Raw genomic sequence first — 25,996 nt, 5'->3', positions numbered from 1 at the left:
ATAAGCGGTTGCCAGCCAAGGGTTTTTCGGCCCATGATCAAGCCATCCCATACGCCCGCCCACAGCTATTTCAATGCTGTTCAGTAACACTTTCAGGGCATAAGCGGCCTGCCCTCCTGTGGCATGCAACGACACATGCAGTGTCGTGGCCCCGACGACGCTCTCGTCGACTATCCAGGCCCTGTAAAGAAGGAGAAGTTGAATGCCTTATGAATCCAATGATCAGTTGCTTCGTCATTTTGAAGAAAACGGGACCGATCTCACGCAGCAGGTCGACGCGCAAATTCAGTTGATCGCCCCCAACAGCCCGAATATTCCCCTTTATCGCGACATGATCCTTACCGTTCTGCGCATGGCCCAGGACGACCGGGACCGCTGGAATGCCAAGATCACCCTGCGCGCCATTCGTGAATTGGACCATGCCTTTCGCGTACTCGAACAATTCAAGGGCCGGCGCAAGGTGACGGTGTTCGGCTCGGCACGTACACCTGTGGAAAGCCCACTGTATGCGCTGGCCCGAGAAGTGGGTGCAGCATTGGCGCGCTCCGACCTGATGGTTATCACCGGCGGTGGCGGCGGCATCATGGCGGCAGCCCACGAAGGCGCGGGCCTGGCGCACAGCCTGGGGTTCAATATCACGTTACCCTTTGAACAGCACGCCAACCCCACCATCGATGGCACCGAAAACCTGCTGTCATTCCACTTCTTCTTTACCCGCAAGCTGTTCTTCGTCAAGGAAGCTGACGCGCTGGTGTTGTGCCCAGGCGGTTTCGGCACCCTGGACGAGGCTCTGGAAGTACTGACCCTGATCCAGACTGGCAAGAGCCCGCTGGTGCCAGTCGTGTTGCTGGATGCGCCGGGCGGTGGGTTCTGGCAAGGCGCCCTGGACTTTATCCGCAGCCAGTTGGAAGCCAATCGCTATATCCTGCCCACCGACCTCAAGCTGATACGCCTGGTCTACAGCGCCGAAGAAGCAGTGGATGAAATCAACCAGTTCTATGCCAACTTCCACTCCACTCGTTGGTTGAAACGCGAGTTTGTGGTGCGCATGAACCATCCTCTCAGTGAGCGTGCTCTGGCCCATTTGCAGCAAGAATTTGCCAGCCTGCGGCTCAGTGGCGAGTTTCAACAGCTCGCCTATACAGGCGAAGACCATGACGAACCAAGGTTCAGTCACTTGACCCGCCTGGTGTTCAACTTCAATGGCCGCGACCAGGGGCGACTGCGTGAATTGGTGGATTACATCAACCTGCCGGAAAACTGGGCACAGGCCCAAGGCAAGACGCAGCAACGCGTGACATCACTGCCGGCGTAGTTTTTTGCAGGCGAAAAAAAAGGCCCACTATTTTCATAGTGGGCCTTTCGTTTTGGGGCGTTCAGTCGTCCATATCCCGGCCGCTCAACAAGCGACTGATCATGTCCATCGAAAACCCGCGATAGCTCAGAAAGCGCCCTTGCTTCGCACGTTCCCTGGCATCAATCGGAAGGTGCCCCGCAAACTTGCGGCGCCAAGTGTCTTCCAACTGCGACTGCCAGCTGATACCGCACTCACGCAGGGCAAGGTCGATATCGGCACGTTGCAGACCACGCTGGCTCAGCTCTTCACGAATCCGCGCAGGGCCGTAACCGGAGCGCGCTCGATAGGACACAAAACTTTCAAGGTAACGGGCTTCTGACAACAGCCCCTCTTCCGTCAAACGGTCGAGGGCTGTTTCGATCATCTCAGGCTCCGCGCCGCGCTGACGCAATTTACGCGTCAGCTCGACTCGGCCATGCTCGCGGCGAGCGAGCAGGTCCATTGCAGTGCGCCGAACAGCAACGAGTGTATCCAGTACAACAGTCATCGTTTGCTTCAGATGTCAGTGTCGGCTTCTTCCATCTCGTCAACCGGCTCGCGGTTAGCGGCAGCTTTCACGTCCGGCGCCGGGGTCAGCAGCTTGTCGCGAATCTGCTTCTCAAGCGTGGCAGCAATATCCGGGTTATCCGCCAGGAACTTGGCCGAGTTGGCCTTGCCCTGACCGATCTTGCTGCCGTTGTAGGCATACCAGGCACCGGACTTCTCGACGAAACCGTGCAGTACGCCCAGGTCGATCATCTCGCCGTTCAGGTAGATACCCTTGCCGTAGAGAATCTGGAACTCGGCCTGACGGAATGGCGGGGCCCCTTTGTTCTTTACGACCTTGACGCGGGTTTCGCTACCGACAACCTCGTCACCTTCCTTCACCGCGCCAGTACGGCGGATATCCAGACGGACCGAAGCGTAGAACTTCAGCGCGTTACCACCGGTGGTGGTTTCCGGGCTGCCGAACATCACGCCGATCTTCATGCGGATCTGGTTGATGAAGATCACCAGGCAGTTGGCGTTCTTGATGTTACCGGTGATTTTACGCAGCGCCTGGGACATCAGGCGGGCTTGCAGGCCCACGTGCATGTCGCCCATTTCGCCTTCGATTTCAGCCTTGGGCACCAGGGCTGCCACGGAGTCGACCACGATCACGTCAATGGCGTTGGAGCGCACCAGCATGTCGGTGATTTCCAGGGCTTGCTCGCCGGTGTCCGGCTGGGAAACAAGCAGGTCATCGACGTTGACGCCCAGCTTGCCGGCGTATTCAGGATCCAGGGCGTGCTCGGCGTCGACGAACGCACAGGTGGCGCCCATTTTCTGCGCCTGGGCAATCACCGACAGGGTCAGGGTGGTTTTACCGGAAGATTCAGGGCCGTAGATTTCAACGATACGGCCTTTTGGCAGGCCGCCAATGCCGAGCGCGATGTCCAGACCCAGAGAGCCAGTGGAAATAGCCGGGATCGCCTGACGGTCGTGATCGCCCATACGCATTACGGCACCCTTGCCGAATTGACGTTCGATCTGACCCAGGGCCGCAGCCAAGGCTTTCTTCTTGTTGTCGTCCATTAAAGTCCTCACGTAATCAATAAGGCCTGACGGCCAACACCTGTATAAGTAGACAGTATTGTTCCACAAAGATCGGTGATCGCCTACCCCTGATTCTCGATTTCTGCTGCAGCTCGTCGCAACAAGCCCTCCAGTGCGGCTTTTACCGTTTGTCGGCGGACTTCGTCGCGGTTGCCGGGGAAGTGCGCAAGCTCGGCTGTCACCTCGTCGCCCACGGCAAAAGCCAGCCAAACAGTGCCCACCGGTTTGTCCGGCGAACCGCCATCGGGGCCGGCCACACCGCTGACCGCCACGGCAAACCGCGCCAGGCTTTTTTCCTGCGCGCCGCGGGCCATCGCTTCCACCACTTCCTGGCTGACGGCCCCGACTTTGGTAAACAGTTTTTCCGGCACATTCAACTGCCGGGTCTTCTGTCGGTTGGAATAGGTGACATAGCCCGCCTCGAACCAGGCCGAACTGCCAGGGATCCGCGTGATGGCTTCGGCGATGCCGCCGCCGGTACAGGACTCGGCAGTGGTGACGTGGGCACTGAGCACCTGCAAACGGCGCCCCAGTTCGGCAGCCAGTTGAGTGATTTCCTTCACGGTCGTCTCCAGGAATGGGCGGGGGGTTTGCCTACCCTACAGGAGCCCATCGACCATGCAAGACACAGAGTGCATCAAGAGACGAATGCGCGACGGCCTGTACCTGCCACACATGCACCATGAGCAGGCGCACACCGATCAAGCGAAACGCACCTAGGACACGCACAGCACCGCCTTCGCCCGCGCCCACAACTGCAAACGGTCATCCAGACCATTGAGGCCGCCGTTGATGCGGCGGGTGATGGTGGTGAACTGGTCTTTGTCGGCAAGTTCGTTGAGACCGTTGCTTTGCCAGAACCAGGCGGCGGATTCGCAGGCCCATTGCGGTTGTTCCAGCAGTTGCGGCTGAAGCAGCAGGCGATCATCGCCGAACAGTGCTTGGCTGCACGCAAGGTAATTACGACGGCCGGTTATCTGGATCAGCCCTCTGCCGCGATACTTTTGTCCATCTCCGTCCGCTTCCGGGGTGTTGCCCAGGCGCGCCCCCAAGACACCGGTGTCATATTTGCTCAAGTATTGATCACTGCCCAATTCGCGCACGTACTGTAACTGGGCAGACTCGTGACCGATTTGGGCGAGGAAGGCGGCGACGCGACGGGCCGTATTGATCTGGTGTCCCGCAAAGGCCGCATTTAGAAAGGTTAAAAAAATGCCCGCGCGAAGGCGGGCTCCAGGCATTACACCCAGAAGCTGAGCATGTGTGATTACCATGGGGTTTACTCTAAGGAAGGATCTACACCGACAAGCCGCTGGCCTGGACCGTACTCCGATAGCCACCCTTTCGCTCGCCCCTGGATTTCACCGTTTTAATCGACCAGCGCCCTTGCATGAACCCCGGCCACGACTCATCCAGCAGCAACAGGCCTTCAGCAGCCAACGAAGGATTACCAGGGCAGACCACATCAATCTGCAACCCTTCGCGCCCCACCCGCCGCATCTCTCCCTGCGCCGCCGAGCGTGCTTCGTCCTCGCTCTGATATCGCTGTGTCACCACTTTGAAGGGGGCGATGCCCACCTTGACGACACGCTGTTTTCCGGCTGCCGCATCCCACCATGACGTTTGCGCGCCGTTATATTTGGCACGGCTGGTTTCGGTGAAACTGGCGCTGATGAACGCGCGGTCACCTGGACGATTGTCATGGGTGATCGACAACCGCACATCCGGCAATGCCTTACCCGACAGCGTCTTGATCTGGCCTTTGCGCCCCAGTACATACAGCTCATCGACAGGCTTGGCCACCGCATCGAAACGCTTGGCCAAGCGCGTGAGAAAAGCCATGTCGCTTTCATTGGTCTGATCGATGTGCGCGATCGGCTCACCGTCGAGTTCAGGCGCCACACGCGGTGAAAAACCGTATCGGGTGGTCAGTTGGCGAAACAGCGCCCCCAGGGTTATCGGCCCATGGCTGGCAGTGCGGCGCTGCTTGAATTCGTGCTCGTCGAAGGGCGCCGCAGTGGCCACCAGTACCAGCCGCAATGGGAACATTGAGGGCGTACGCTGGGTAATCTTGAACACACCCTTATCCACCAGGCCCGATTCCAGGTAGCCGATACGCAGGCCGATTTTGCCGCCCAGATCGGGCAGCCCTTCAAGCCCCTCGATATCGAGGGTCAGCTTCAGTTGATCAGATACAAACCCCGCTGCGTCGGTATGCTCCCACTCCAATAGCCGCTCGTTGAATAACGCGGCATTGGCTCCGTATAGCTCCACTACAGGTGTAAATCCGAGTGCCATGATGGCTCCTTAATCCCAGGCGGAAACCGGCCGACTCGCAACCGGTTGCGCGTCCAATTCGGGCACCAGCACGCTGACGCCCGCCGGCAGTACCGCACCCTGTTCGGCCAACTCCGGGTTCAAGCGCCACAATGCCTCTTCTGCGGCATCATCACTGCGCCCCAGTTGGCGGTAGAGCAACAGGTTCACCGAGTCGCCGGCAATACTTCGAACCCTACGCATTGACGAACTCCTCCAGTAACAACGTCCAATTGATCACCATGGCCGTCCCGTCGTCGATCACGCTGGCTTGTTTTTCACTGATCGACTGGATGGTCCATAGTCCCCAGTTACGCCCTAACCCGTCCACCAAAGGCAACGGCGCCCGCAGGGCCTGCAGGGTACGCAACTCATCCAGGCGCGCCATGCCATTGGCACGCGCAGCCTTGCCGCCCAATGCCAGCGTTTCGAGCCCCTGGCCGACCTGGCTGGATTTAGGTTTGCCGGCAATGATGTCGAGGCTGACCCAGCCCCCGCTACTACCACGATCAAGCGTGTCGTAGGCGAACCCACGGGACAGCCCGAAAATAAAAGTACCCAAGACCATCTGTTGTCGCATCACACAGCTCCATCGGTGAGTGCTGCGCCGCGTCGGGTCGCCAGCAGGTTGTCCATCGACAGCGGGGTAAATTGCGCTTCGATCTGTTGCACCACGAGCGCCGCCAGTTGTTGATGGCTGGCTTGTTCAGGCGCGGTGATGGTGATTTGCGGGGCGAAGTTGATTTGGCGGTTGTCGGCTTGAGGGGTGTTGATGTTTTTGCTGACCTCTGTGGGGGATGGCAGGCGATCGCCCGTCCCCATCACTTTTTCAGCCAGCCACGCACCGACGTCGCTGCCCACGAAAGTGCCCACGGCCCCACCGACTACCTTGCCGATTGCGCCCCCGGCGACGCCGCCCATCACACCGCCCAACACTGTGCCGGCACCCGGAACGACCGAACCGATAACAGCTCCCGCCAGCGTGCCGACCGCTCGGCCAATCGCCATCCCTGCCACATCACCAACGACACCGCCGGCAACACCGCCGCCGATCGAACCCACGCTGGTGCCAACCGCTTTACCCAGGTTCCCGGTCATCGCGCCTTGCGTCATCTCGACACCGGCCTGGGCCACCACCAGACCGAGGGAGGCCCCTTTGGCCAGCTTGCTCACCTTCGCCGCTTTGCCAGAGATGCCAGGGCCGGAAGCAGACGGGCGATTACCGTTGTGCCCGTCATTACTCGGGGCTTTGCGCTGGCTGTCCGGCGGTGTGGTTTTATTCCCTGCTGCCGGCCCTTCCCCGAGCACTTTCCCTGCGACTTTTTCGAAGATCTTGTCTTTCACGGCACCGAAAACACCGGAAACCACCGGGATCAGCCCCGCCCCCGCCAAAGTGACAGCAGCGGTAGCCTTGGGCAGGCCTTCCGCCAACCAAGCCACGCCATTGACCAGGCCGTTCATTGCGGTCAGCGAGGTATCCACAACGGGGGCCAACGCTGTATCAGAGGCGGTGCTCAAGCGTGTGGTACTGGCCTCGTAGGCTTGCCGACGCGCGTAAGTGGAGTCTGCGCGAACCGCGGCCGAACGCATGACCGAACCCTGGTCGCCCAACGTGGAAGTGGCGTAGGTGGGTTTTTCTGCGACCAGCGAAAAGGCCTGTTTAACGCTGTCGATCACCGGTACCAGGCTCAGAATCGTCTGGTTGCCGTCGAACAACTGCGTCGCCAGCACCGCCTTTCTTTCAGCGGGTTGCGACTTGAGCGCCTCCAGCACCGTAAGCACGGCCTGTGGGGCGTCCTGTTTCATGCCCGCCGCGAGTACTTTTGGATCAAGCTTGAGCTCTGCCCAAGCACTGCGTTGCCCTGCAGAGGCGTTGTCGCCTTTAGCCAGGACGGCGCTGATTTTTTCCAGCCCAAGACCTGCAACAGCCTTGCTGTTACCTGCGCTCAACAACGCCGCCGAAAGCGCTGCAGCCTGTTCGGGACTCATGCCCGCAGCCTTCGCGGCAGCGCCCTGAAGTTGCACAATAGCGCCGATATCCGCCGATTCAGCCTTGAGCGATACCTGGGTGCCCAGTACGTTTGTTGCGTCGGCAAGGTCCAAGGCTTGTGCGCGATCAAGGTGCATTGACTCGCGCCAGCCGCCCATGATTTCGCCGGCATTTTTGACGTCGATCTTGAACGCCGTCGCCATGATCGCAGCGTCGCGAGCGAACTGCTGCAGGTCTGCCTGGCGCCCAATGGTGTCGATATTGCCCGAAGCGTCCTTACGATCACTGCCGATACCGGAACGGGCGGCGGCATACTCGACCTTCGCGAGGTCGACGGCACTGGCACCACTGGCGGCCACCACCGGCTCGGACGCCATGGCAAGGTTGGCTTCACGCAATCCCTTGCGCTCATGCCGGGCAAATATCAACAGTTGATCAAGGTCGGTCATCGCGGCGTCCAGCGCCTGCGAGGGTGTGCGCTTGTCGCTAGCCGCGGCGGTCTTCGTACCCTCTGCGTTCCCGGCAGCTTCGGTTTGCCGGGCGTCCATCACCTTGAGCAACGAGGCGTTGAACAGCTCCAGCGTATCGACCAGCCGTACCTGCCCGTCGGCCAGATGCTTGATCTGCAAGCTGGCATCGGCCAATGCCAGTGCCAAACTCGCCGCACTCCCCGGTGCCACCTCAAGCGGGCTCGGCAGCGCTTGGGTGATAGGCTTGAGACTGGCCTGCACTCCTGTCATTTGAAGTGAGCCCTGAGTCATCACGCCTTCCTTGGCAATGGCTGACCCCGCTCCGTGATTACTGCCTGCCATTGCGCTCTACTCCTGTTTAACGCCAAGACGACTGATTGCGATGTCGTAGCGGCGCATTGCTTTGCCGGCTTCCCAGTCGAGGATTTCCGCTTCGCTTACCAAGTAAACCAGCGGCACTACATCGAGGATCACTTCGATGTCGCGCTCCGAAAGAAGTCCGCCGGTTTGTTTAAAAAATCGTCGATGCGCTCCTGCAGCTCGGTCCAGTCGGGCACGGTCAGGCCGGCAAGATCGGGAATCATCAGGCCGCTGCAGTGAGCGGTGATGAACTCGGCCCGGTCTTTGTTAGTGGCCAGTTTTTTCATCACTTTGGTAGCGCGCAAGGCGGGCATTTCCAAGGTAACGCTGGTGAGGGTGCGACCGCTCGCATCCAGCGGCAGCAGCAGGGCAACCTGTTCGCACGTCAACGACTCGCGCGGGCTGTCGGTTTGATCGAGAAAAAACGATGCTGGCCGGGTCGACATTTCATGTACGTATTGAGCAATGCTCACGTAGTCCGGGCGCTTGAGTTGGTCGAGCTCTTTTTCCGACAGGCCGGTGGCGAGTTTCGCCAGTTCGAAAAACTGGTCGTCCTCGTCGTCACCGGCCCGGGCCAGCGCGTCTTTTTGCGCGGCGTAGAACAATGGTTTGAGCTGAATCTGCTGGATCGTCGCACCGGTATCGGCGGTGATCGGGGACAGCAGGATGTGCAACGGTGGCATCCAGGCCATGGGGAATTCCTTGTTGAGCGGTGTTGAAAAGTGCGAAAAATCTAAACCTGAGCACGGCCCCTGTGGGAGCTGGCTTGCCTGCGATGGCATCCACCCGATACGCCAGGGATACCGAGTCGCCTGCATCGCAGGCAAGCCAGCTCCCACCTTGACCGTGCTCGCTTCAGATTGCGCCGGACCTTAAGGCATCAGTACGGCGCGGCGGGCATCGCCAAGAATGTCGACGCCGTTGAGCACGAACTTCTGGGTGCGCACGTCGATGTCGATCACTGGAATGCCATTTTCCAGACGGTTGTAGGTACGGCAGGACAATTCCAGAGTGGTGACCGGCTTGGCGTTCATGGTCAGCGCCGTCTCGGCCAGGGACTTCAGCTTGCCGCCCACGGTGTGGTAGGTGAAGTAGGTCTTGCCGTCCTGATCCTGACCGGCTTCACGCACGTTCAACAGGATGTCATCACCCTGGGTGACGCCAAGCGCCAGCAGGACTTGGGCGCCAACACCTTGCAGTACCAGGGTTGCATTCAGCACCTTGGCGCTTTTGGCGACCTCCTCGGCGATAAAGCGCCCGCCGGTCATCGGGTCCATTTCGAACTCGATCTTCGGCGGAGTAAAGGAATCGACGGTTGCCGACAACGGCAGGCCTTGAAGGGTGGCCGCAATGGCCTGTCTGACTCGGTTGGTAAACATTAGAGAACGTCCTCCAGGAACTGCTCGATGATTTCATCGCGGGCGTTGAGTTGATAAACCATGTGTTCGTTCGGCGCGTAGCGGCCGTAGTCGATGACGATGAACCAGGTGCCGTTCTTGTACTTCTCGACGCTGTTGAGTTCCGGGTGCAGGTACACGCTGCCGCCGGGGATGGTTTCGTCGGCCACCAGGGTTTGCAGCCAGTCGTTGATGCGCTTGACCTCCTGGTCCATGAAGGACTTGGTGAGGTTCTTGGCCATGGCTTTCTGGCCGGCCTTGACCAGCTTGCGGCTGATGGCATCTTCCAGGCCGACGTAGCTGATGAACTTGCCGGTGATGGAGCGGTTACCCAGCAGCGAGAAACCGCCGAGGATGGTGCGGGCGTAGTAGCTCACGCCATAGCGGTTGAGCAGGTCGCCTTCGGTGGAGGTGTCGAGGATGTTGTACTCGACCACGCGGGAAACGTCCTCGGCGAAGGTCACCTGATTACCTGGGCTTTCCCACTGCTTGACCTTGGCCAATGCGGCGATGGCCAGTGAGGATGGCGACAGGAACACGTTCTTCTTCGCAGCCTTGGAGTACACCGACGGCATGTTGTGCACCAACAGGCAACGGTCGAAGCCGAGGTCGGCACCGCCCAGTTCGCCGCTGTAGGTCACTTGGTCGGCCACCGAAGCGTCCTTGCCATCCAGTACCACACGGGCCTTGATGCGCTTGCCAAAGGAGGCGAACTCACCGGCCACGGCCTTGGTGCCAGTGAAGCCTGGAGCGCCGATGATGGTCAGGTCTTCAGGGACGCTGCTCAGGGCGGCCAGACCGAGTTTGCGACCGGTGACCGGGTCGTTGCCGCCGATCACATTATTGATCGTATCGGCCGGGGTGGCGCCTTCTTCGACGATGACCACATAGACCGGCACCTTCACCACTTTGAGGATCTGGTACACCGCCTGGAACAAGGTGCCCGACTCAGTGCCGGTAGGGTCCAGCAGCGCCTGGGTGGTGAAGCTGTTGATGCGAAACGGCGCGTTTTTTGGGATCGACGCATGGGCATTCGGCGCAGTGCCGACCAGGCCAATGACGTTATCGCCAAGGCCACCCATGGCCTCGGGAGATTCAGTGGCATTCACAGTGATGCCGTTGTGCTCGAAGTTCAGGACTTCTGCCATGGTTATTCAGCCTTCTTGGGGGTGGAGTTGAGGACGCTGGTCAGTTCCAGGCGGCCAGCGGTGCGCAGGGCGGATGCTTCGACGTCGAGCAGTTCCAGCTCCTCGCCGGCGGTGGACCAATGGCCGTTGCCGATGGGGAATGGGATGAGGACGGTGTAGGTTTGGCGGGTGGGCATGGGTGGAAATCTCCGGGGGAAAAATGCAAAAAGCCCCTGCGGGGAGGGGCTTTGGGGAGGCGAAAAAAAACCGCTTTCGCGGTGGGGGTTACTTATCTTCTGGCAAGGGGAAGCGCGCCTTGATTTCGGCTACTTTGGCTCGCCATTCTTTTTCCTTTTCTGCCGTACCGTCGAATTGCCATTCGAGGTACATCGGGTCAGCTTCGCTGACGTAGGCAGAGCGGCGGGCAGCAATAGTGCTAGCGAGCGCGGCTGCGGAAGTGGCGTTCTCGATCAGAGTCTGGGCGGTCTCATTGCTAAAGCCCAGACCCTTGAGGGTCTGCGCACTGGCAGGTACGTTGATCAACGAGTCACCCGCAGGGGTTACCAACTTTTCGATAAACAAAGTCATTTGATCAGTCCTTAAACCTTGGCGGTATAGCGAATGTCGTTATCGTGGGAATAGGCCAAGCGCTTCTCTTCAAGGGTTTTCCCGAGTGCAGCATCAGCCTGAGCCAAGGCATAAGGTTTCACCGCCCAACGAACTTCCCAATCGGCGTTAACGTCATCCTTCATGCTCACTTCAGTGTCTAGCTTGCTGTAATTCACAGGATAATCAAACGTTTTGGTGACGGTGTAACTGAGTCCTCCCCTGAGGTACATACCGGAAAACTGGGGAGCGTTCGTTAGTTGACCGGCGACCAAACCTAAGTACATAGGTTTAAGCCCAGTAACTGCACGAGCTGTACAAATCATACCAAAAGAAACACCTCGCACCGTTTCACGGTAGGTTTGAGATACTCGCTTGATAGCTAGGAAGTTAGCATCACCGTTCCATAGAAACCCAACACCCTCAAGCTGCAAGTTCAAGCCAGCGATGTGAGAAACATCTTTGCCAAAAGGCGTTTTCTCACTGTCTCGATAATATACCCGGGAGACAGTTAGCTCTGTTTCACCCGCCTCGTTACCGGGCATAGTCCACCAGACAGGGTAAAGCACCTCCGTTGACAACCCTGTGAGATCGATGTCCTGCTTGTAAAGAGCACGACCGTTAATATCCTTGGCCTGCACACTATTACGCCACGCAGTAAACTGACTCGAAGCCGCTTCTACCCGTGCATCAATTTTCCCAATTTGGTTAGTAACCGTTTCCGTAAGCTTGTTACATGCATCCACAACTTTTGTGATAGTCGTTTCAATTCCCATCATCAACTCCCTGTCAATTAATCTTTCCAGCACTTTTGTCAGTGCAACTACTTCGCTTCGAGATGCATAACCCGAAACATCAAATCAAGGTGGCGAGACATATTGCCAACCGAAGCCGCCGCCATAATCGCGATCTCTTCAGCCAGCAACACATTTAGGTTTTCACTCCCCACCACAATCGTCACGCTATCCGCCGGCAACGGCGAAACATCCAGCGTAAACTTCTGCAAAACCCGCGCCGCCGCTGCTTTATACGTCAGCAACTTCCCCGCCACGGAATACACCGCCAGCAAAGTCCCGCTGGCGAGGTAAAACCCGAACTCGCCAATTTCATACTCGCCGTCGCCGTCAAACAGCGCGGCCATCCTGAGTTGGCGTTCGCCCAAGTCTTCGTAATCGACGATGGCCACCCGTTGGCGCTCGTCACGCAAGGCCACTTCTGTGCCGTCGGGGTTGTAGCGGCCGGTGCCGGCGCCGATGTGGGTGATTTCGCCTTTGAGGCCCTGGTTCTTTGCCTGCAGCACTTCATCCAAACCTTTGGAGGTGAAGCGCACCAGGCGCGTGGTTTCATCTGTCATGGCTGCGCCCTGAGGTCGTAATCGTTAATGGTGTAGTGCTGGGCAACCCCGGCACTGTTGAGCCGAGCCACCAGCGCCAATTCCGGCAACGCGCCGTTTAGGTAGAACTCGCCGTCGCTTAAAGGGGCGTCGAGCACTTGCGTGAGCGCGAGCTGGCCTTCGGTCTCATGCACGATGGTAATCGTCGCCTGGTCGCGCTCACTTTTCGCCGCGTTGACGCGACGGATCAGCCGGTTGTGGTCGCCGCTGGACCAGCTGCGCCCGATGATCGCCTGTACGTCGAAGGTGTAAGGCACACCCAAGGGACGCTGCTGATACCAGGCGCTGATATTGGGCGTGAAGCCCAACGACTCCACCGCATGGCTCAGCGCCTTGGGTGTGCCGGCCTGGCGTTGGATCTGCCAGGACAAGGCCACGGTCAGGCGTTTTTCCGCCTCGCTGGCCTCGGCATCCCATTCACTGACACCACGGTCGGCAGCCAGGTAAGGCAGGAATTCGCTGGGGGTGTGCAGCGGATTCATCAGCGCCGGAAACGGCGGGGTGACGCGCTCGAGCAATCTGCCGAAGCCCAGGTCCAACGCCTTTTCCAGCGGTGAGCTGTTGGCGGGCAGCAAACTCGCTTTGGGTTCACTCATAGCGTGCGCACCTCCACCTCGACGCCCGTGCAATACGGGGCCTGGAACGCGGTGCTGACAATCGGCGCCAGCGGTTCCAGGATGTGCAGTTGCGCAGCGCCGGCACTGTGGATGGCGTAATCGATCCAGCTGGGGTCCACCCGCCCTTCCAGACGGTGGCAGGACTCGGCGTAGTCTTGCAGCAGTTTCTGCGCGGCCACTTGGGTCAGCCCCGAGTCCGGGCCGGCGTTGATCTTGGCCACCACGCGAATTTTGTAGGGTTGAATCTGCGCGCCTTGGACGCTGACCAGGTCGGTTTCGGGCCGTACATCCGGCCGTGCGAAGTGTCGACGTACGCCGTCAAGCAAGTCGGAAGATGGCGTGCCGTCGCCGTCCCTGGAAAGCACGGTGACCATGACTTCACCCGGTGCAGTGCGTCGGGCGTTGCCGTCCTTGACTTGGGCCGCATAGCCGTCCGGGTCGAAGGTGTAGGTGACCGTCACCACACCCGGCGTCGCGCTCTGTACTTTCACCGCCGGGCGCTCGCCAAGGGTGAACACTTCGCGGCGGTACTGCATTCGCGAGCCTGCTGCTGGAGCGTGGGGTGCCAGGTAGTAACGCAGGCGAGCGTCGTCATCGCTTTCCAAAGTAGGTGGCACCGGCGGGAACGCGGCCGGGTCGCCAGGGTCGAGCACTTGGCGTTCCAGGCCCATATCGGCCAGGCGTGCATCCAGGTTGCTACCGGTGGCCCACCACGCCAGCATCTGCTTGATGCGGGCATTGTATTTGCGCTCATGGGTTTGCAGGCGCACGCAAAAGGCTTCCAGGGCCAGGGTCAGCAGTTCACTTTCGTTGTCGAGGCTGACCTGGAGTTTGGTTGCGCTTTGCGGCGCGCGGGTGGCGACGTAGTCAATGACGAACGCCTTGAACTCGGCCAGCAACGGCTCGAACTCATCCACCTTGATGAGGGCCGGTTCCGCCAGTTGGTTCTGGCCGGGGATCAACATACTCATGTCACGACCTCGAAGGATTGTTGGCGGTTTTTCCAGGTGCCGGCAAACCGCAGCAGCAGGCCGGCGCCTTGGCGGGTGGCGACAATGACTTGGGGATCAAAATCGCCGATGCCGTTGTGGGTGTTGTAGAAGGCTTGCGCGGCGTGGCTCTGGGCGAGGATCAAGAGGTCGTCACCGAGGTTCTGGCCGAGCAACTGCGGGATCAACGAGCCGTACAATGGGCGTTTTTGCCGAGTACCCACGGGGGTGGTCAGCGCTCGGGTGGCGCGCTGCACAAATTGCAGCCAGTCGTCGACGGCTGCCCCGGTGCTCCTATCGATTCCGATCATGGGGTGTCCTTATCGGGGGCTGATGACGCGTCCTTGATGGTCCACTACCGGGCCGCTGAAGTGCGCGCCGCCGGCATCCAGCAACAGGCTGGTACCGCCGATTTGCAGAATGATGCCCTGGGCGCTGAGGGTCAGGCTGGCGGCGCCGACTTTGACGTCAACTTGTTCGCGCGAACCGCTGAAGGTGGTCGGGCCATTGACCCAGTTGAAGGTGTGGCTGGCGTCGTCGTAGTCGCTTTGGGTGCCGTCTTGATGGCGACGCCGGGTGAGCGTTGCCACGCTGGAGACCGGCGGGAAGCGATCACTATTGAGGCCGAACAGCGCCACGGATTGCACACCGCCCTCCCCCCCGCCGTAGTTGAGCAACAGGCATTGCTCACCCACAGTAGGGATGCGGGTTTCAGTCTGTGCACCGGCACTGGGGTTGAAAAAGCGGATCGCCGGGGTGAGCAAGTCACCGTGGCTGACCTTGCAGGTGTTGCTGGCCGCATCGACCTGCTGGCAAATACCGATCCGGCAGAAGCTCTCGGCGCGTCGGTAGAGGTCCTCGAGCTGGGACTCCATCTCGGCCAAGCGTTCAACGATCGGTCCCAATTGCATGCGTAACAGCGCGTCGAACATGGGCTACCCCGCCAGTGGCTGGTATTGGGTTGGGTCGTCGATGTTGGAGACGTCCCAGGTGCAGGCAAATAGCGGTTGGCCTGTGGGATCGTCGAGTAACACCGGCCCCAGATAGAGGGTTTGCGTGAAGGAAACCGTCCAGGTGTCGTAGTCCGTTTCCATGGAAGTGCGCACAGCGGGAGCAGCGACGATATTCGCCGGCAAATCGCACTGCGCCTGGGGCAGGTTCCAACGGTTATCCAACACCAGGTCCATCAGTTGGCTGGCCAGGTCGCAGGCATCGAACGGCAATGCACCGGGAGCCACCATGGCCCTGAGTGAAATGGCCAGGACGTGGGCCTTGCGCCCTTCGCGAGAGCGAATGCCCGGGCCATTGCCTTCGACCGTGACCTGCACACCGGTTTTTTCGGCGTCGCCCTTAAAGTCCTGGTGACTGCCGACCTTGATGTCCGGGAAGGCCGCATGCAGCACCGCGCCGATGGCCTGGGGCAGTTGGGATGGCTTTTCGATAAGCGTCATTTTAAGTAGCGTCCTTGCAACGATTACTGCGGGTCCTGGCGGGAGCCTTGGTTGATCCCGATGCGCTTGGCCGCCCATCGTTCATAAAGGCCGATGGCTACATCGGCACCGGCCATGGCAGTCAGGCAACCAATGGCACCGGCAGTCCATATCGACATGCCGGCGGCGTAGCACAGCATCAAGGCCGAAACCCCGCAGACCATGCACGCCCCGGAACGCAGGGCCAGACGGCGGATCAGCGACCAACCGCGGGCGCCCTCTTTGTCGGCGCGCCACATTTCTCCAGACACCCCGCCGATCACGGCCAATACGATGACCAGCCAGATAGGCATTTCCGCTAACGCTTGCTGTTCATTTGTCATGTCACGCCTCCTGGCTGAGCAATTAATAATCCATATTTCATTTACAGATGCTTCGATAGGTAGGCATTCCAAAAAGCCCGGTCGCCCGGGCTTTTCAGTAATGCTGTCCTCGGACTTTCGGCGCTACTGGCGCGGTACGGTCCTTTCCTCGATGTTTTTCCGACCACGATCCCTGTCTGCCGGATAACTGCTTCTGGTGCTTTACGCTGCACACCCGGGTCAGTTGCCAACCCTCTGAACCGTTAAGGCCGGTTCATCGCTGCCTGTTGTTGAAGCGGTGAAACTAAAGAGCGTCGGCATCCTTGCCGGTGTTGCCTGGCATCCCTGCCATCGCTTCGATGGCGTCCTTGCCGATGTTGCGTGCCTTCCTTGTCTTCCTTGGCAGCATCCTTGCCGCCTCCACCAGGCCTTGTTGGCTGGCTTGAGGTGAAGAATATGCATGTATGCATATACAGTCAATGCACAAATGCATTTATTTTTACGTCGGGTATGCGCGTATGCATTCCGAGCCTTGCGGGCTTGGGGTTTGGCGGTTTTCTGCGGGCGAAAAAAAACCCGCTCATGGGCGGGTTTCGTCTTACGCGGGGACGTTAACGGGCGTACATGCCCCACCAGAAAACATGGCCGAGGATGCTGATCTGCTCGTCCTGAATATCCTGGAAGCTGTAGTCCTCATCCGGATGCTCATCACGGTTGAAACTGCGCAGGCGAATCCCGGAAGGCAGGCGGTAGAGCTGTTTAACTCGCAGCTGGCCGTTGTGATTGATGGCATACAGATCACCATCGACGATATCGCCAATGCCGCTCTTACCGGCGTTCACCCCAACCGTGGCGCCGTCGCGCAGTACCGGCAACATGCTGTTGCCGCGTACCGTCACGCACTTGGCCTGGTCGAACTGCACGCCGTTATGCCGCAGGCTGCGCTTGCCGAACCGCAGGCTGGCCTTCTCGCTTTCCTCGATGACGAATCTTCCTGATCCAGCAGCCAATTCAACCTCGCGCAGAAAGGGGATCGACACCTCGTCATCATTAACGGGGGTGTCGTCGTCCCACAGGCTTATGTCCTTGAGTTCCGAATGCATCGGGTCGCGCCCGTCATCGCGCAAAGCGCCCACTGCTGCGCGCCCGCGCAGGTAATCAGTGCTGACGCGAAAGTACTCAGCGATACGGGAGATGTGTTTATCCGACGGATCAACGATCTTGCCGCTGAGGATCCGGGACAGTGTGGATTGAGGCACGCCGGTGCGCCGGTGAAGCTCCGTGGGGGAGATCCGGTCGCGATCCAACAGTTCTCTTAAGACGATAGAAACGTTGCGTTTTTGCATAGCGCGGATAGTGACGGGAGTTTTTGGGGTTGGCAAATGCTAATTTGCATATTTATACATAAAATGGATGTATTAAGTGAAGTTTTGGCCAGTAAAGGAGCTGGAATCGCGTGATAGTCTCGACCTCCTACGGATCGACCCCGATGAGCTTCGCAACGAGTTTGCCGCTTAATTTGCCGCTTAATCAGGGGCGACGTTCGCGAGGTTTTGCTATCAAGCATATCGACAACTCTGGACGACTTTACAAAGCAGGTGTCGACAAAATTGACTACCATATTCCCGAGCAGCATACGCGGGCCGATCTAGCGGCTAAGCTCGGGCCACCATCAGGAGCGCGTTGATGATATCGATCAAGCTGGGCTCGTCCAAAGGCGCAAAAAGCTCCTTTGCCGACTTTATCCGTGACGCAAAATCCGAGCAGAAAAAGCGCGTCTACAGTGAGGTTCTGACTGAAGCGACCAAGCAGCAGAATCTCGTGATGATGAAGGCAGAAGCGAAAAGAGCTTGATTGCACACCGCCTTTCGAAGCCCGGCCCTGTGCCGGGCTTTTTATTGGGTTAATTTGCGTTTTACCTAGCCGTTTGCAACCTGCGAACCCGCCACCTCGCGTGTTAACCTTGCCGCCATCGCAAAAAATGCTGGGCCAAGCGCCCCCTTTGCCCCATCACTTTCAACGAATTTGCCTATTACCCAATGAGTAAAAACACTTCAGACCTGTCCTCCCACACCCCGATGATGCAGCAGTACTGGCGCCTGAAAAACCAGCACCCTGATCAGTTGATGTTCTATCGCATGGGCGACTTCTACGAGATCTTCTACGAAGACGCAAAGAAGGCCGCCAAGCTGCTGGATATCACTCTGACCGCGCGCGGCCAGTCGGCGGGGCAGTCGATTCCGATGTGTGGCATTCCTTATCACTCGTTGGAAGGCTACCTGGTCAAGCTGGTCAAGCTGGGCGAGTCGGTGGTGATCTGTGAGCAGATCGGCGACCCGGCCACCAGCAAAGGGCCGGTGGAACGTCAGGTGGTGCGCATTATTACGCCGGGCACGGTGAGTGATGAGGCACTGCTGGATGAGCGTCGCGATAACCTGATCGCTGCGGTGTTGGGCGATGAGCGTCTGTTCGGCCTTTCGGTGCTGGATATCACCAGTGGCAACTTCAGCGTGCTGGAGATCAAAGGCTGGGAGAACCTGCTGGCGGAGCTTGAGCGTATCAATCCGGTGGAGTTGTTGATTCCGGATGATTGGCCCAAGGACTTGCCGGCGGAGAAACGTCGTGGGACCAAGCGTCGTGCGCCGTGGGATTTCGAGCGCGATTCGGCGCTGAAAAGTCTGTGCCAGCAGTTCTCGGTGCAGGACCTTAAAGGCTTCGGTTGCGAAACCCTGACCCTGGCCATCGGCGCTGCTGGCTGTTTGCTCAGCTACGCGAAGGAAACCCAGCGCACCGCCCTGCCGCACTTGCGCAGCCTGCGTCATGAACGGCTGGACGATACCGTGGTGCTCGATGGCGCCAGCCGTCGAAACCTGGAATTGGATACCAACCTGGCCGGCGGGCGCGATAACACCCTGCAATCGGTGGTCGACCGTTGCCAGACTGCAATGGGCAGCCGCTTACTGACCCGTTGGCTGAACCGGCCGCTGCGGGACTTGACCGTGCTGCAAGCGCGTCAAACCTCTATTACCTGCCTGCTCGACGGCTACCGCTTTGAAAAGCTGCAGCCGCAACTGAAAGAAATCGGTGATATCGAGCGTATCCTCGCGCGAATCGGCCTGCGCAATGCGCGGCCCCGCGACCTGGCGCGCCTGCGTGATGCCTTGAGCGCCCTGCCGCAGTTGCAACTGGCAATGACGGAGTTGGATACGCCGCACCTGCAACAGCTGGCGGTGACTGCCGGCACGTACCCGGACCTCGCGGCGCTGCTGGAAAAAGCCATCATCGACAACCCACCCGCGATCATCCGTGACGGCGGCGTGTTGAAAACCGGCTACGACAGCGAGCTGGATGAGCTGCAGTCCCTGAGCGAAAACGCCGGCCAGTTCCTGATCGACCTGGAGGCTCGCGAAAAAGCCCGTACGGGCCTGGCTAACCTGAAAGTCGGCTACAACCGTGTGCATGGCTACTTTATCGAGCTGCCAAGCAAACAAGCCGAGTCAGCACCTATCGACTATCAACGTCGCCAGACCCTCAAAGGCGCCGAGCGTTTTATCACCCCGGAGCTCAAAGCGTTCGAAGATAAGGCGCTGTCGGCCAAAAGCCGCGCCCTGGCGCGGGAAAAGATGCTCTACGAAGCCTTGCTCGAGGACTTGATCAGCCGCCTGGCGCCGTTGCAAGACACCGCCGCCGCCCTGGCGGAGCTGGATGTGTTGAGCAACCTCGCCGAACGTGCGCTGAACCTGGACCTCAATTGCCCACGGTTTGTCAGCGAACCGTGCATGCGCATCGTGCAAGGTCGTCACCCGGTGGTAGAGCAGGTGCTGACCACGCCGTTCGTCGCCAACGACCTGTCGCTGGACGACGATACCCGCATGTTGGTGATCACCGGTCCGAACATGGGTGGTAAATCCACCTACATGCGCCAGACCGCGTTGATCGTGTTGTTGGCGCATATCGGCAGCTTCGTACCGGCAGCCAGTTGCGAATTGTCCCTGGTTGACCGCATTTTCACGCGGATCGGCTCCAGCGATGACCTGGCCGGTGGCCGTTCGACCTTTATGGTGGAAATGAGCGAAACCGCCAACATTCTGCACAACGCCACCGAACGCAGCCTGGTGCTGATGGACGAAGTGGGCCGCGGCACCAGCACCTTCGACGGCCTGTCCCTGGCCTGGGCGGCGGCTGAACGCTTGGCGCATTTGCGTGCGTACACGTTGTTCGCCACGCACTACTTCGAGCTGACGGTGTTGCCGGAAAGCGAGCCGCTGGTGGCCAACGTGCATCTCAATGCCACCGAGCACAACGAGCGCATCGTGTTCCTGCACCATGTGCTGCCAGGGCCGGCAAGCCAGAGCTACGGCCTGGCCGTGGCGCAGTTGGCCGGTGTGCCGAACGAGGTGATCACCCGTGCTCGCGAACACCTCAGCCGCCTGGAAACCACGGCGCTGCCCCATGAAACCGTGGTCACCAGCCCTGCCAAGGCCAGCAAGAAACCTGCCGCGCCGCACCAGAGCGATATGTTCGCCAGCTTGCCCCATCCGGTGCTGGATGAGTTGGCAAAACTTGACCTGGATGACTTGACGCCGCGTAAAGCGCTCGAAATGTTATATGCACTGAAGACTCGGATATAACGCAGACGCTTGCAAGCTGATAGAATCTCGCGCGGTTTGGGATGCTGCGGGCTTTTAGCCTGGTCCGCAGACTATCGCTCTCAAACCTCGCGAACCCCACCACAAGGGGTTTCGCTGCCGCCGCCTGAGGAGAAAATTAGAAATGACCTTCGTCGTCACCGACAACTGCATCAAGTGCAAGTACACCGACTGCGTAGAAGTCTGTCCGGTGGACTGCTTCTACGAAGGCCCGAATTTCCTGGTTATCCACCCGGATGAGTGCATCGACTGCGCCCTGTGTGAACCAGAATGCCCGGCCGTCGCGATTTTTTCCGAGGACGAAGTGCCTGCGGAGATGCAGGAGTTTATTCAGCTGAACGTCGAGTTGGCGGAAATCTGGCCGAATATCACCGAGCGCAAAGACCCGATGCCCGATGCAGCGGAGTGGGATGGCAAGAAAGGTAAGATTGCAGACCTCGAACGCTGATAGCGTCGTCGCCCCCAAAAGGCCCCTTGCGGGCCTTTTTGCGTTTCTGAAGGGAGCGTTTTACTTTTCTACAGGCGAAAAAAGGGGCGGTATGACCCGCCCACATTTTTTCCCTAGTCCCTGTATTCCTTTTCATCATCCTGATGAATCGCATCCTGCGACGTTCCTTCAAACCATCGTTCCTTGATGGCTGTGCCAATCCGTGGACACAGGGCTGATGTTAGAGCGTTCCGAGGGAAGTTCAACGCGATCCCCACGGCGGGCTGACAAACTTTGCCACTCGCAAGTATGAAAATAATCGTTATTTTTCAAAAAGATAGATAATAGCTTCGTCGATTCAAGACGTACGCAACCGCTAAAAAAACCAAACACTTACGGAAAAGTAAGCGAATGCTTACACGCGCATTGCGTAAAGTAGCAACAAGCCCTATTGGCGCCCCACCTATAGGAGCGAGCTTGCTCGCGAAAAACCCGAGAGCCATACTGGGCGTCAGGCTTTTCGCGTAACCGTTAAAGCCTAATCAATCGTCGCTCACGGTAATGGTCGGCATCGCCGGCGCCGTCGCTTCCTGCAAAACAATCCGCGCACCGACATGACGGGCCAATTCCTGATAGATCATCGCGATCTGCCCATCAGCCTCTGCCGCGACGGTAGGTTTGCCACCATCGGCCTGCTCGCGTATCTCCATCGCCAATGGCAACGATGCCAGCAGTTCAACGCCATACTGGGTAGCGAGCTTCTCGCCCCCGCCCTCACCGAATAGATGCTCGGCATGCCCGCAGTTGGAACAGATGTGCACCGCCATGTTTTCCACCACGCCCAGCACCGGGATGTTGACCTTGCGGAACATCTCCACACCTTTCCTGGCGTCGAGCAGCGCCAGGTCCTGGGGCGTGGTGACGATCACCGCACCGGCCACCGGGACTTTCTGCGCAAGGGTCAACTGGATATCGCCGGTGCCTGGCGGCATGTCGATCACCAGGTAGTCGAGGTCGCCCCAAGCTGTTTGTGTGACCAATTGCAGCAACGCACCGGAGACCATCGGCCCGCGCCAGACCATCGGCGTGTTGTCATCGGTGAGAAACGCCATGGACATCACTTCCACACCCAGCGACTCGATCGGTACAAACCATTTCTGATCCTTGACCTTCGGCCGTGTGCCTTCGGCGATGCCGAACATCACGCCCTGGCTCGGCCCGTAGATATCGGCATCGAGAATGCCCACGCGCGCCCCTTCCCGGGCCAGGGCCAGGGCCAGGTTGGCCGCCGTGGTGGATTTACCCACGCCGCCCTTGCCGGACGCCACCGCCACCACATTCTTGACGTTGGCCAGGCCCGGGATCTGCGCCTGGGCCTTGTGCGGCGCGATCACGCATTGGATATCGACCTTGGCCGAACCCACACCGTCGAGGCCCTCGATCGCCATTTGCAGCATCTGCGCCCAACCGCTTTTGAACAAACCCGCGGCATAACCCAGTTGCAACTGCACCGACACCTGGTCGCCCTGGACCTCGATGGCACGCACACAGCCGGCACTGACCGGGTCCTGGTTCAAATAAGGGTCGGTGTACTGGCGAAGAACGGCTTCCACCGCTGCGCGATTGACGGCGCTCATGGGCTACTCCCGAAAAAAGACTGACTGAAACAGGCGGCTATCCTAACCGTTCCAGCCGCCGAACGGCATGCTTTCGAAGGTGCGCAAGATACTGAAACAGCGTCACGGGGTGAAATAAATTTCCCGGCGCTTTATAGTGGCCGACCTCCGTTTCATCAAGTAGCCGAGCCCCATGTCCGAGCCACGCAAGATCCTCGTCACCAGCGCCCTGCCCTATGCCAATGGTTCGATCCATCTTGGCCATATGCTTGAGTACATCCAGACCGATATGTGGGTGCGCTTCCAGAAGCATCGCGGCAATCAATGCATTTATGTCTGCGCGGACGACGCCCACGGTTCGGCCATCATGTTGCGCGCCGAAAAGGAAGGCATCACCCCGGAACAACTGATCGCCAATGTGCAGGCTGAACACAGCGCCGACTTTGCCGAGTTCCTGGTGGACTTCGACAATTTCCACTCGACCCACTCCGAAGAAAACCGCGAGCTGTCGAGCCAGATCTACCTGCGGTTGAAGGAAGCCGGGCACATCGACCAACGTTCGGTGACCCAGTATTTCGACCCGGAAAAGAAAATGTTCCTGGCCGACCGTTTCATCAAGGGCACCTGCCCGAAATGCGGCACCGAAGACCAGTACGGCGACAACTGCGAAAAATGCGGCGCGACCTACGCACCGACCGACTTGAAGGATCCCAAGTCAGCGATCTCCGGCGCCACTCCGGTGCTCAAGGACTCGCAGCACTTCTTCTTCAAGCTCCCGGATTTCCAGCAAATGCTGCAAACCTGGACGCGTAGCGGCACCTTACAGGACGCTGTGGCCAACAAACTCTCCGAATGGCTCGACAGTGGCCTGCAGCAGTGGGACATCTCCCGCGACGCGCCGTACTTCGGCTTCGAGATTCCGGGCGAGCCGGGTAAGTATTTCTATGTATGGCTGGACGCGCCGATCGGCTACATGGCCAGCTTCAAGAACCTGTGCGATCGCACCCCGGAGTTGGACTTCGACGCGTTCTGGGGCAAGGACTCCACCGCCGAGCTGTACCACTTCATCGGCAAGGACATCGTCAACTTCCACGCGCTGTTCTGGCCGGCAATGCTTGAAGGCTCGGGCTACCGCAAGCCGACCGGCATCGCCGTGCACGGCTACCTGACGGTCAACGGCCAGAAAATGTCCAAGTCCCGTGGCACCTTTATCAAGGCGCGCACCTACCTGGACCACCTGTCGCCGGAATACCTGCGCTATTACTACGCGTCCAAGCTGGGCCGTGGTGTGGACGACTTGGACCTGAACCTGGAAGACTTCGTACAGAAGGTCAACTCGGATCTGGTGGGCAAAGTCGTCAACATCGCCAGCCGTTGCGCCGGGTTTATCCACAAGGGCAACGCCGGTGTACTGGTAGCCGAGAACGCCGCACCGGAGTTGACCGACGCCTTCCTGGCCGCCGCGCCAAGCATCGCCGACGCCTATGAGGCCCGCGACTTTGCCCGTGCCATGCGCGAGATCATGGGGCTGGCCGACCGTGCCAACGCCTGGATCGCCGACAAGGCTCCCTGGTCGCTGAACAAGCAGGAAGGCAAGGAAGCTGAAGTCCAGGCGATCTGCGCCACCGGGGTCAACCTGTTCCGCCAGTTGGTGATCTTCCTCAAGCCGGTGCTGCCATTGCTGGCCGCCGATGCCGAGGCGTTCCTCAACGTGGCGCCGTTGAGCTGGAACGATCACACCACCTTGCTCGGTAATCATCAGTTGAACGCGTTCAAGCCCTTGATGACCCGGATTGACCCGGTAAAAGTCCAGGCCATGACCGACGCTTCGAAAGAAGACCTGGTGGCCAGCCAGACCGATACCGGCCAATCCGCGCCGGCGGGCAATGGCGAGCTGGCGAAGGACCCGATTTCCCCGGAAATCGATTTCGACGCCTTTGCCGCCGTGGACCTGCGTGTGGCACTGATCATCAAAGCCGAAGCTGTGGAAGGTGCCGACAAGCTGCTGCGCCTGACGCTGGATATCGGCGACGAACGGCGCAACGTGTTTTCCGGCATCAAGAGCGCTTACCCGGACCCATCCAAGCTCGATGGTCGCCTGACCATGATGATCGCCAACCTCAAGCCGCGGAAAATGAAGTTTGGCATTTCCGAAGGCATGGTGATGGCGGCTGGCCCTGGCGGCGAAGAAATCTACCTGCTGAGCCCGGACAGCGGCGCCAAGCCGGGCCAACGCATCAAGTAACCTCTGCAAAATGCCCCGCTGTTGCTACGGCGGGGCTTCTCAGCTTGCCCTCCTCCCTGGGCCGGGCGTCAACGCTATGATTACAGCATGAACCTCATTCAACGTATCGATGCGCTGCTGCCGCAGACTCAATGCGGCAAGTGCGGGCACCCGGGTTGCAAACCTTACGCAGAAGGCATCGCTAAAGGCGAAGCCATCAACAAGTGCCCGCCCGGCGGGCAGGAAACCATCGTCGGGCTTGCACAACTGCTGCGCCTGCCGGTACTGGACCTGGACACGAGCCGTGGAGATGCGCCTGCGCAAGTCGCCTATATCCGCGAGGCCGAATGCATCGGTTGTACCAAATGCATCCAGGCCTGCCCGGTGGATGCCATTGTGGGTGCCGCCAAGCTGATGCACACCGTGATTGTCGACGAGTGCACCGGTTGTGACCTGTGTGTTGCGCCCTGCCCTGTCGACTGTATCGAGATGCGTCCGCTTGCTGACGTTCTGCCTATCGTCGGTGACTTGGCCAGCAACGATGATGAACGGCGTGCACGCGACTTCAAACGCAACCGGGCGCGGCGGCGCTTCGAACAACGTAACGCCCGCCTGCAACGTGAAGAAGCTTGCAAGCTCGCCGAACGCCTGGCACGAGCCAAGCGCACAGCGCCGATGGAGGTGGCACCGGTCGATCACCCTCAGGCTGCTCAGGACGCCGCGATCAAGCAGGCCAAAAGCAGCGTCGCCATGAGTCGCGCTCAGTTGCACAAATCCTTGAAAGCGTTTGGGCATCCGCCGACCTTTGAGCAACAGTCGCAATTGATTATGCTGCAGCGACAGTTCGAGGCATCCGAGCAGGCGCTTGCCGCACTGGAGGCCAACAGCTCACCGCAGCCACCAAAGACGGCCACTAAAAGCGCCGAGTTCAAGCGCGCAAAAATCCAGCTGGCCATGCGCCGTGCAGCGTTGAAAAAGGCTCAGGATCACCATGCTGACGAGCATCAATTGGCAACCTTGAAAGCCGCATTGAATGCCGCCGAGCAAACGCTGCAAGATGCCGAGGCCAACGACTGACCCACTGCGCTGTG

At 59.3% G+C, this 25,996-nt stretch carries 29 protein-coding genes; 6 read left to right on the top strand and 23 right to left on the bottom strand.

Annotation, left to right across the window (positions count from 1 at the left end; all coding sequences use genetic code 11):
* Positions 1-202 precede the first annotated feature (202 nt).
* Complete coding sequence (locus tag CER19_RS21105; protein WP_116667844.1) at positions 203-1,315, top strand: TIGR00730 family Rossman fold protein; 1,113 nt, start codon at positions 203-205, stop codon at positions 1,313-1,315.
* A 61-nt stretch (positions 1,316-1,376) separates the two neighbouring features.
* On the opposite strand, the gene recX is transcribed toward CER19_RS21105, so the two are convergent.
* The 22 genes from recX to CER19_RS20995 form a co-directional block, all read right to left on the bottom strand.
* On the bottom strand, positions 1,377-1,844 hold the full coding sequence (recX, locus tag CER19_RS21100) for a recombination regulator RecX (RefSeq protein ID WP_034118389.1): 468 nt from the start codon (positions 1,842-1,844) through the stop codon (positions 1,377-1,379).
* 8 nt (positions 1,845-1,852) lie between these two features.
* A complete protein-coding gene (gene recA, locus CER19_RS21095) occupies positions 1,853-2,911 on the bottom strand; it encodes a recombinase RecA (protein WP_116667843.1) in 1,059 nt (352 codons plus the stop codon).
* Positions 2,912-2,994: 83 nt separating this feature from the next.
* Positions 2,995-3,495, bottom strand: coding sequence for a CinA family protein (locus CER19_RS21090; protein ID WP_116667842.1), 501 nt, complete (start codon positions 3,493-3,495; stop codon positions 2,995-2,997).
* 153 nt (positions 3,496-3,648) lie between these two features.
* Positions 3,649-4,206 (bottom strand): glycoside hydrolase family 19 protein, encoded by a 558-nt coding sequence (locus CER19_RS21080; RefSeq protein WP_116667841.1) that lies wholly within the window; start codon positions 4,204-4,206, stop codon positions 3,649-3,651.
* Between the two features lie 22 nt (positions 4,207-4,228).
* Positions 4,229-5,230 carry a contractile injection system protein, VgrG/Pvc8 family gene (locus tag CER19_RS21075; RefSeq protein ID WP_103451334.1) on the bottom strand — a complete coding sequence of 334 codons (1,002 nt, stop codon included), beginning with the start codon at positions 5,228-5,230 and terminating at the stop codon, positions 4,229-4,231.
* Positions 5,231-5,239: 9 nt separating this feature from the next.
* Positions 5,240-5,452, bottom strand: a complete 213-nt coding sequence (locus CER19_RS21070; RefSeq protein WP_044272200.1) for a tail protein X — start codon at positions 5,450-5,452, stop codon at positions 5,240-5,242.
* Positions 5,445-5,828 (bottom strand): phage tail protein, encoded by a 384-nt coding sequence (locus CER19_RS21065; RefSeq protein ID WP_014717171.1) that lies wholly within the window; start codon positions 5,826-5,828, stop codon positions 5,445-5,447. Before CER19_RS21065 ends, CER19_RS21070 begins: the two co-directional genes overlap by 8 nt.
* Positions 5,828-8,050 carry a phage tail tape measure protein gene (locus tag CER19_RS21060; RefSeq protein ID WP_165861658.1) on the bottom strand — a complete coding sequence of 741 codons (2,223 nt, stop codon included), beginning with the start codon at positions 8,048-8,050 and terminating at the stop codon, positions 5,828-5,830. Before CER19_RS21060 ends, CER19_RS21065 begins: the two co-directional genes overlap by 1 nt.
* A 128-nt stretch (positions 8,051-8,178) precedes the next feature.
* Positions 8,179-8,760 carry a phage tail assembly protein gene (locus tag CER19_RS21055; protein ID WP_116667839.1) on the bottom strand — a complete coding sequence of 194 codons (582 nt, stop codon included), beginning with the start codon at positions 8,758-8,760 and terminating at the stop codon, positions 8,179-8,181.
* Positions 8,761-8,940: 180 nt separating this feature from the next.
* Positions 8,941-9,447 carry a phage major tail tube protein gene (locus CER19_RS21050; RefSeq protein ID WP_044272192.1) on the bottom strand — a complete coding sequence of 169 codons (507 nt, stop codon included), beginning with the start codon at positions 9,445-9,447 and terminating at the stop codon, positions 8,941-8,943.
* Positions 9,447-10,613, bottom strand: a complete 1,167-nt coding sequence (locus CER19_RS21045) for a tail protein (RefSeq protein WP_032877508.1) — start codon at positions 10,611-10,613, stop codon at positions 9,447-9,449. The genes CER19_RS21050 and CER19_RS21045 overlap by 1 nt, the downstream gene beginning before the upstream one ends.
* A 2-nt stretch (positions 10,614-10,615) precedes the next feature.
* On the bottom strand, positions 10,616-10,789 hold the full coding sequence (locus CER19_RS28835; protein ID WP_003189022.1) for a hypothetical protein: 174 nt from the start codon (positions 10,787-10,789) through the stop codon (positions 10,616-10,618).
* 88 nt (positions 10,790-10,877) lie between these two features.
* Entirely contained in the window at positions 10,878-11,180 is a 303-nt protein-coding gene (locus tag CER19_RS21040; protein ID WP_116667838.1) for a hypothetical protein, read from the bottom strand.
* 11 nt (positions 11,181-11,191) lie between these two features.
* Positions 11,192-11,974, bottom strand: coding sequence for a phage tail protein (locus CER19_RS21035; RefSeq protein WP_165861657.1), 783 nt, complete (start codon positions 11,972-11,974; stop codon positions 11,192-11,194).
* Positions 11,975-12,021: 47 nt separating this feature from the next.
* Positions 12,022-12,552, bottom strand: a complete 531-nt coding sequence (locus tag CER19_RS21030) for a hypothetical protein (RefSeq protein ID WP_116667836.1) — start codon at positions 12,550-12,552, stop codon at positions 12,022-12,024.
* On the bottom strand, positions 12,549-13,187 hold the full coding sequence (locus CER19_RS21025) for a phage tail protein I (RefSeq protein WP_116667835.1): 639 nt from the start codon (positions 13,185-13,187) through the stop codon (positions 12,549-12,551). The genes CER19_RS21030 and CER19_RS21025 overlap by 4 nt, the downstream gene beginning before the upstream one ends.
* Positions 13,184-14,179, bottom strand: a complete 996-nt coding sequence (locus CER19_RS21020; RefSeq protein WP_116667834.1) for a baseplate J/gp47 family protein — start codon at positions 14,177-14,179, stop codon at positions 13,184-13,186. The genes CER19_RS21025 and CER19_RS21020 overlap by 4 nt, the downstream gene beginning before the upstream one ends.
* Positions 14,176-14,508, bottom strand: a complete 333-nt coding sequence (locus tag CER19_RS21015; protein ID WP_116667833.1) for a phage baseplate protein — start codon at positions 14,506-14,508, stop codon at positions 14,176-14,178. The genes CER19_RS21020 and CER19_RS21015 overlap by 4 nt, the downstream gene beginning before the upstream one ends.
* Positions 14,509-14,517: 9 nt before the next feature.
* The gene (locus tag CER19_RS21010; RefSeq protein WP_116667832.1) at positions 14,518-15,129 is read right to left on the bottom strand and encodes a phage baseplate assembly protein V; all 612 of its coding nucleotides are present in this window, start codon (positions 15,127-15,129) and stop codon (positions 14,518-14,520) included.
* A 3-nt stretch (positions 15,130-15,132) separates the two neighbouring features.
* Positions 15,133-15,648 (bottom strand): hypothetical protein, encoded by a 516-nt coding sequence (locus CER19_RS21005; RefSeq protein WP_116667831.1) that lies wholly within the window; start codon positions 15,646-15,648, stop codon positions 15,133-15,135.
* 23 nt (positions 15,649-15,671) lie between these two features.
* Positions 15,672-16,010, bottom strand: coding sequence for a phage holin family protein (locus CER19_RS21000; protein WP_005785384.1), 339 nt, complete (start codon positions 16,008-16,010; stop codon positions 15,672-15,674).
* 590 nt (positions 16,011-16,600) lie between these two features.
* Complete coding sequence (locus tag CER19_RS20995) at positions 16,601-17,344, bottom strand: XRE family transcriptional regulator (RefSeq protein WP_172832690.1); 744 nt, start codon at positions 17,342-17,344, stop codon at positions 16,601-16,603.
* 331 nt (positions 17,345-17,675) lie between these two features.
* Between CER19_RS20995 and CER19_RS28830 the strand changes: the two genes are divergently transcribed.
* The 3 genes from CER19_RS28830 to fdxA all read left to right on the top strand — a co-directional run bounded on the left by CER19_RS28830 (position 17,676) and on the right by fdxA (position 21,086).
* Positions 17,676-17,843 (top strand): hypothetical protein, encoded by a 168-nt coding sequence (locus tag CER19_RS28830; protein ID WP_165861656.1) that lies wholly within the window; start codon positions 17,676-17,678, stop codon positions 17,841-17,843.
* Between the two features lie 185 nt (positions 17,844-18,028).
* Positions 18,029-20,620, top strand: coding sequence for a DNA mismatch repair protein MutS (gene mutS / locus CER19_RS20985; protein ID WP_116667830.1), 2,592 nt, complete (start codon positions 18,029-18,031; stop codon positions 20,618-20,620).
* Between the two features lie 142 nt (positions 20,621-20,762).
* Positions 20,763-21,086, top strand: coding sequence for a ferredoxin FdxA (fdxA, locus tag CER19_RS20980; protein ID WP_003208688.1), 324 nt, complete (start codon positions 20,763-20,765; stop codon positions 21,084-21,086).
* A 521-nt stretch (positions 21,087-21,607) separates the two neighbouring features.
* Here the strand turns inward: fdxA and apbC are convergent.
* Positions 21,608-22,702 carry an iron-sulfur cluster carrier protein ApbC gene (gene apbC, locus CER19_RS20970; RefSeq protein ID WP_034135812.1) on the bottom strand — a complete coding sequence of 365 codons (1,095 nt, stop codon included), beginning with the start codon at positions 22,700-22,702 and terminating at the stop codon, positions 21,608-21,610.
* 172 nt (positions 22,703-22,874) lie between these two features.
* Here apbC and metG point away from each other — a divergent pair, with 172 nt between their 5' ends.
* Positions 22,875-24,926, top strand: a complete 2,052-nt coding sequence (gene metG / locus CER19_RS20965; RefSeq protein ID WP_116667828.1) for a methionine--tRNA ligase — start codon at positions 22,875-22,877, stop codon at positions 24,924-24,926.
* Positions 24,927-25,013: 87 nt separating this feature from the next.
* Positions 25,014-25,982, top strand: coding sequence for an electron transport complex subunit RsxB (rsxB, locus tag CER19_RS20960; protein ID WP_116667827.1), 969 nt, complete (start codon positions 25,014-25,016; stop codon positions 25,980-25,982).
* Positions 25,983-25,996: the final 14 nt, after the last annotated feature.

Origin of the sequence: Pseudomonas sp. GL93, from assembly GCF_003408955.1 — a bacterium.
In the GTDB taxonomy this organism is placed as follows: Bacteria; Pseudomonadota; Gammaproteobacteria; order Pseudomonadales; family Pseudomonadaceae; genus Aquipseudomonas; species Aquipseudomonas paracarnis.
Note: the sequence above shows the minus strand (reverse complement) of the source record. Positions and strands in the feature narration are given on the sequence as shown.

Excerpts from the sequence above, each read along its gene's own strand:
- CER19_RS21105 (WP_116667844.1), top strand. The coding sequence starts at position 203 with ATGCCTTATGAATCCAATGATCAGTTGCTTCGTCATTTTGAAGAAAAC.
- recX (WP_034118389.1), bottom strand. The coding sequence starts at position 1,844 with ATGACTGTTGTACTGGATACACTCGTTGCTGTTCGGCGCACTGCAATG.
- recA (WP_116667843.1), bottom strand. The coding sequence starts at position 2,911 with ATGGACGACAACAAGAAGAAAGCCTTGGCTGCGGCCCTGGGTCAGATC.
- CER19_RS21080 (WP_116667841.1), bottom strand. The coding sequence starts at position 4,206 with ATGGTAATCACACATGCTCAGCTTCTGGGTGTAATGCCTGGAGCCCGC.
- CER19_RS21075 (WP_103451334.1), bottom strand. The coding sequence starts at position 5,230 with ATGGCACTCGGATTTACACCTGTAGTGGAGCTATACGGAGCCAATGCC.
- CER19_RS21070 (WP_044272200.1), bottom strand. The coding sequence starts at position 5,452 with ATGCGTAGGGTTCGAAGTATTGCCGGCGACTCGGTGAACCTGTTGCTC.
- CER19_RS21065 (WP_014717171.1), bottom strand. The coding sequence starts at position 5,828 with ATGCGACAACAGATGGTCTTGGGTACTTTTATTTTCGGGCTGTCCCGT.
- CER19_RS21060 (WP_165861658.1), bottom strand. The coding sequence starts at position 8,050 with ATGGCAGGCAGTAATCACGGAGCGGGGTCAGCCATTGCCAAGGAAGGC.
- CER19_RS21055 (WP_116667839.1), bottom strand. The coding sequence starts at position 8,760 with ATGGCCTGGATGCCACCGTTGCACATCCTGCTGTCCCCGATCACCGCC.
- CER19_RS21050 (WP_044272192.1), bottom strand. The coding sequence starts at position 9,447 with ATGTTTACCAACCGAGTCAGACAGGCCATTGCGGCCACCCTTCAAGGC.
- CER19_RS21045 (WP_032877508.1), bottom strand. The coding sequence starts at position 10,613 with ATGGCAGAAGTCCTGAACTTCGAGCACAACGGCATCACTGTGAATGCC.
- CER19_RS28835 (WP_003189022.1), bottom strand. The coding sequence starts at position 10,789 with ATGCCCACCCGCCAAACCTACACCGTCCTCATCCCATTCCCCATCGGC.
- CER19_RS21040 (WP_116667838.1), bottom strand. The coding sequence starts at position 11,180 with ATGACTTTGTTTATCGAAAAGTTGGTAACCCCTGCGGGTGACTCGTTG.
- CER19_RS21035 (WP_165861657.1), bottom strand. The coding sequence starts at position 11,974 with ATGGGAATTGAAACGACTATCACAAAAGTTGTGGATGCATGTAACAAG.
- CER19_RS21030 (WP_116667836.1), bottom strand. The coding sequence starts at position 12,552 with ATGACAGATGAAACCACGCGCCTGGTGCGCTTCACCTCCAAAGGTTTG.
- CER19_RS21025 (WP_116667835.1), bottom strand. The coding sequence starts at position 13,187 with ATGAGTGAACCCAAAGCGAGTTTGCTGCCCGCCAACAGCTCACCGCTG.
- CER19_RS21020 (WP_116667834.1), bottom strand. The coding sequence starts at position 14,179 with ATGAGTATGTTGATCCCCGGCCAGAACCAACTGGCGGAACCGGCCCTC.
- CER19_RS21015 (WP_116667833.1), bottom strand. The coding sequence starts at position 14,508 with ATGATCGGAATCGATAGGAGCACCGGGGCAGCCGTCGACGACTGGCTG.
- CER19_RS21010 (WP_116667832.1), bottom strand. The coding sequence starts at position 15,129 with ATGTTCGACGCGCTGTTACGCATGCAATTGGGACCGATCGTTGAACGC.
- CER19_RS21005 (WP_116667831.1), bottom strand. The coding sequence starts at position 15,648 with ATGACGCTTATCGAAAAGCCATCCCAACTGCCCCAGGCCATCGGCGCG.
- CER19_RS21000 (WP_005785384.1), bottom strand. The coding sequence starts at position 16,010 with ATGACAAATGAACAGCAAGCGTTAGCGGAAATGCCTATCTGGCTGGTC.
- CER19_RS28830 (WP_165861656.1), top strand. The coding sequence starts at position 17,676 with ATGATATCGATCAAGCTGGGCTCGTCCAAAGGCGCAAAAAGCTCCTTT.
- mutS (WP_116667830.1), top strand. The coding sequence starts at position 18,029 with ATGAGTAAAAACACTTCAGACCTGTCCTCCCACACCCCGATGATGCAG.
- fdxA (WP_003208688.1), top strand. The coding sequence starts at position 20,763 with ATGACCTTCGTCGTCACCGACAACTGCATCAAGTGCAAGTACACCGAC.
- apbC (WP_034135812.1), bottom strand. The coding sequence starts at position 22,702 with ATGAGCGCCGTCAATCGCGCAGCGGTGGAAGCCGTTCTTCGCCAGTAC.
- metG (WP_116667828.1), top strand. The coding sequence starts at position 22,875 with ATGTCCGAGCCACGCAAGATCCTCGTCACCAGCGCCCTGCCCTATGCC.
- rsxB (WP_116667827.1), top strand. The coding sequence starts at position 25,014 with ATGAACCTCATTCAACGTATCGATGCGCTGCTGCCGCAGACTCAATGC.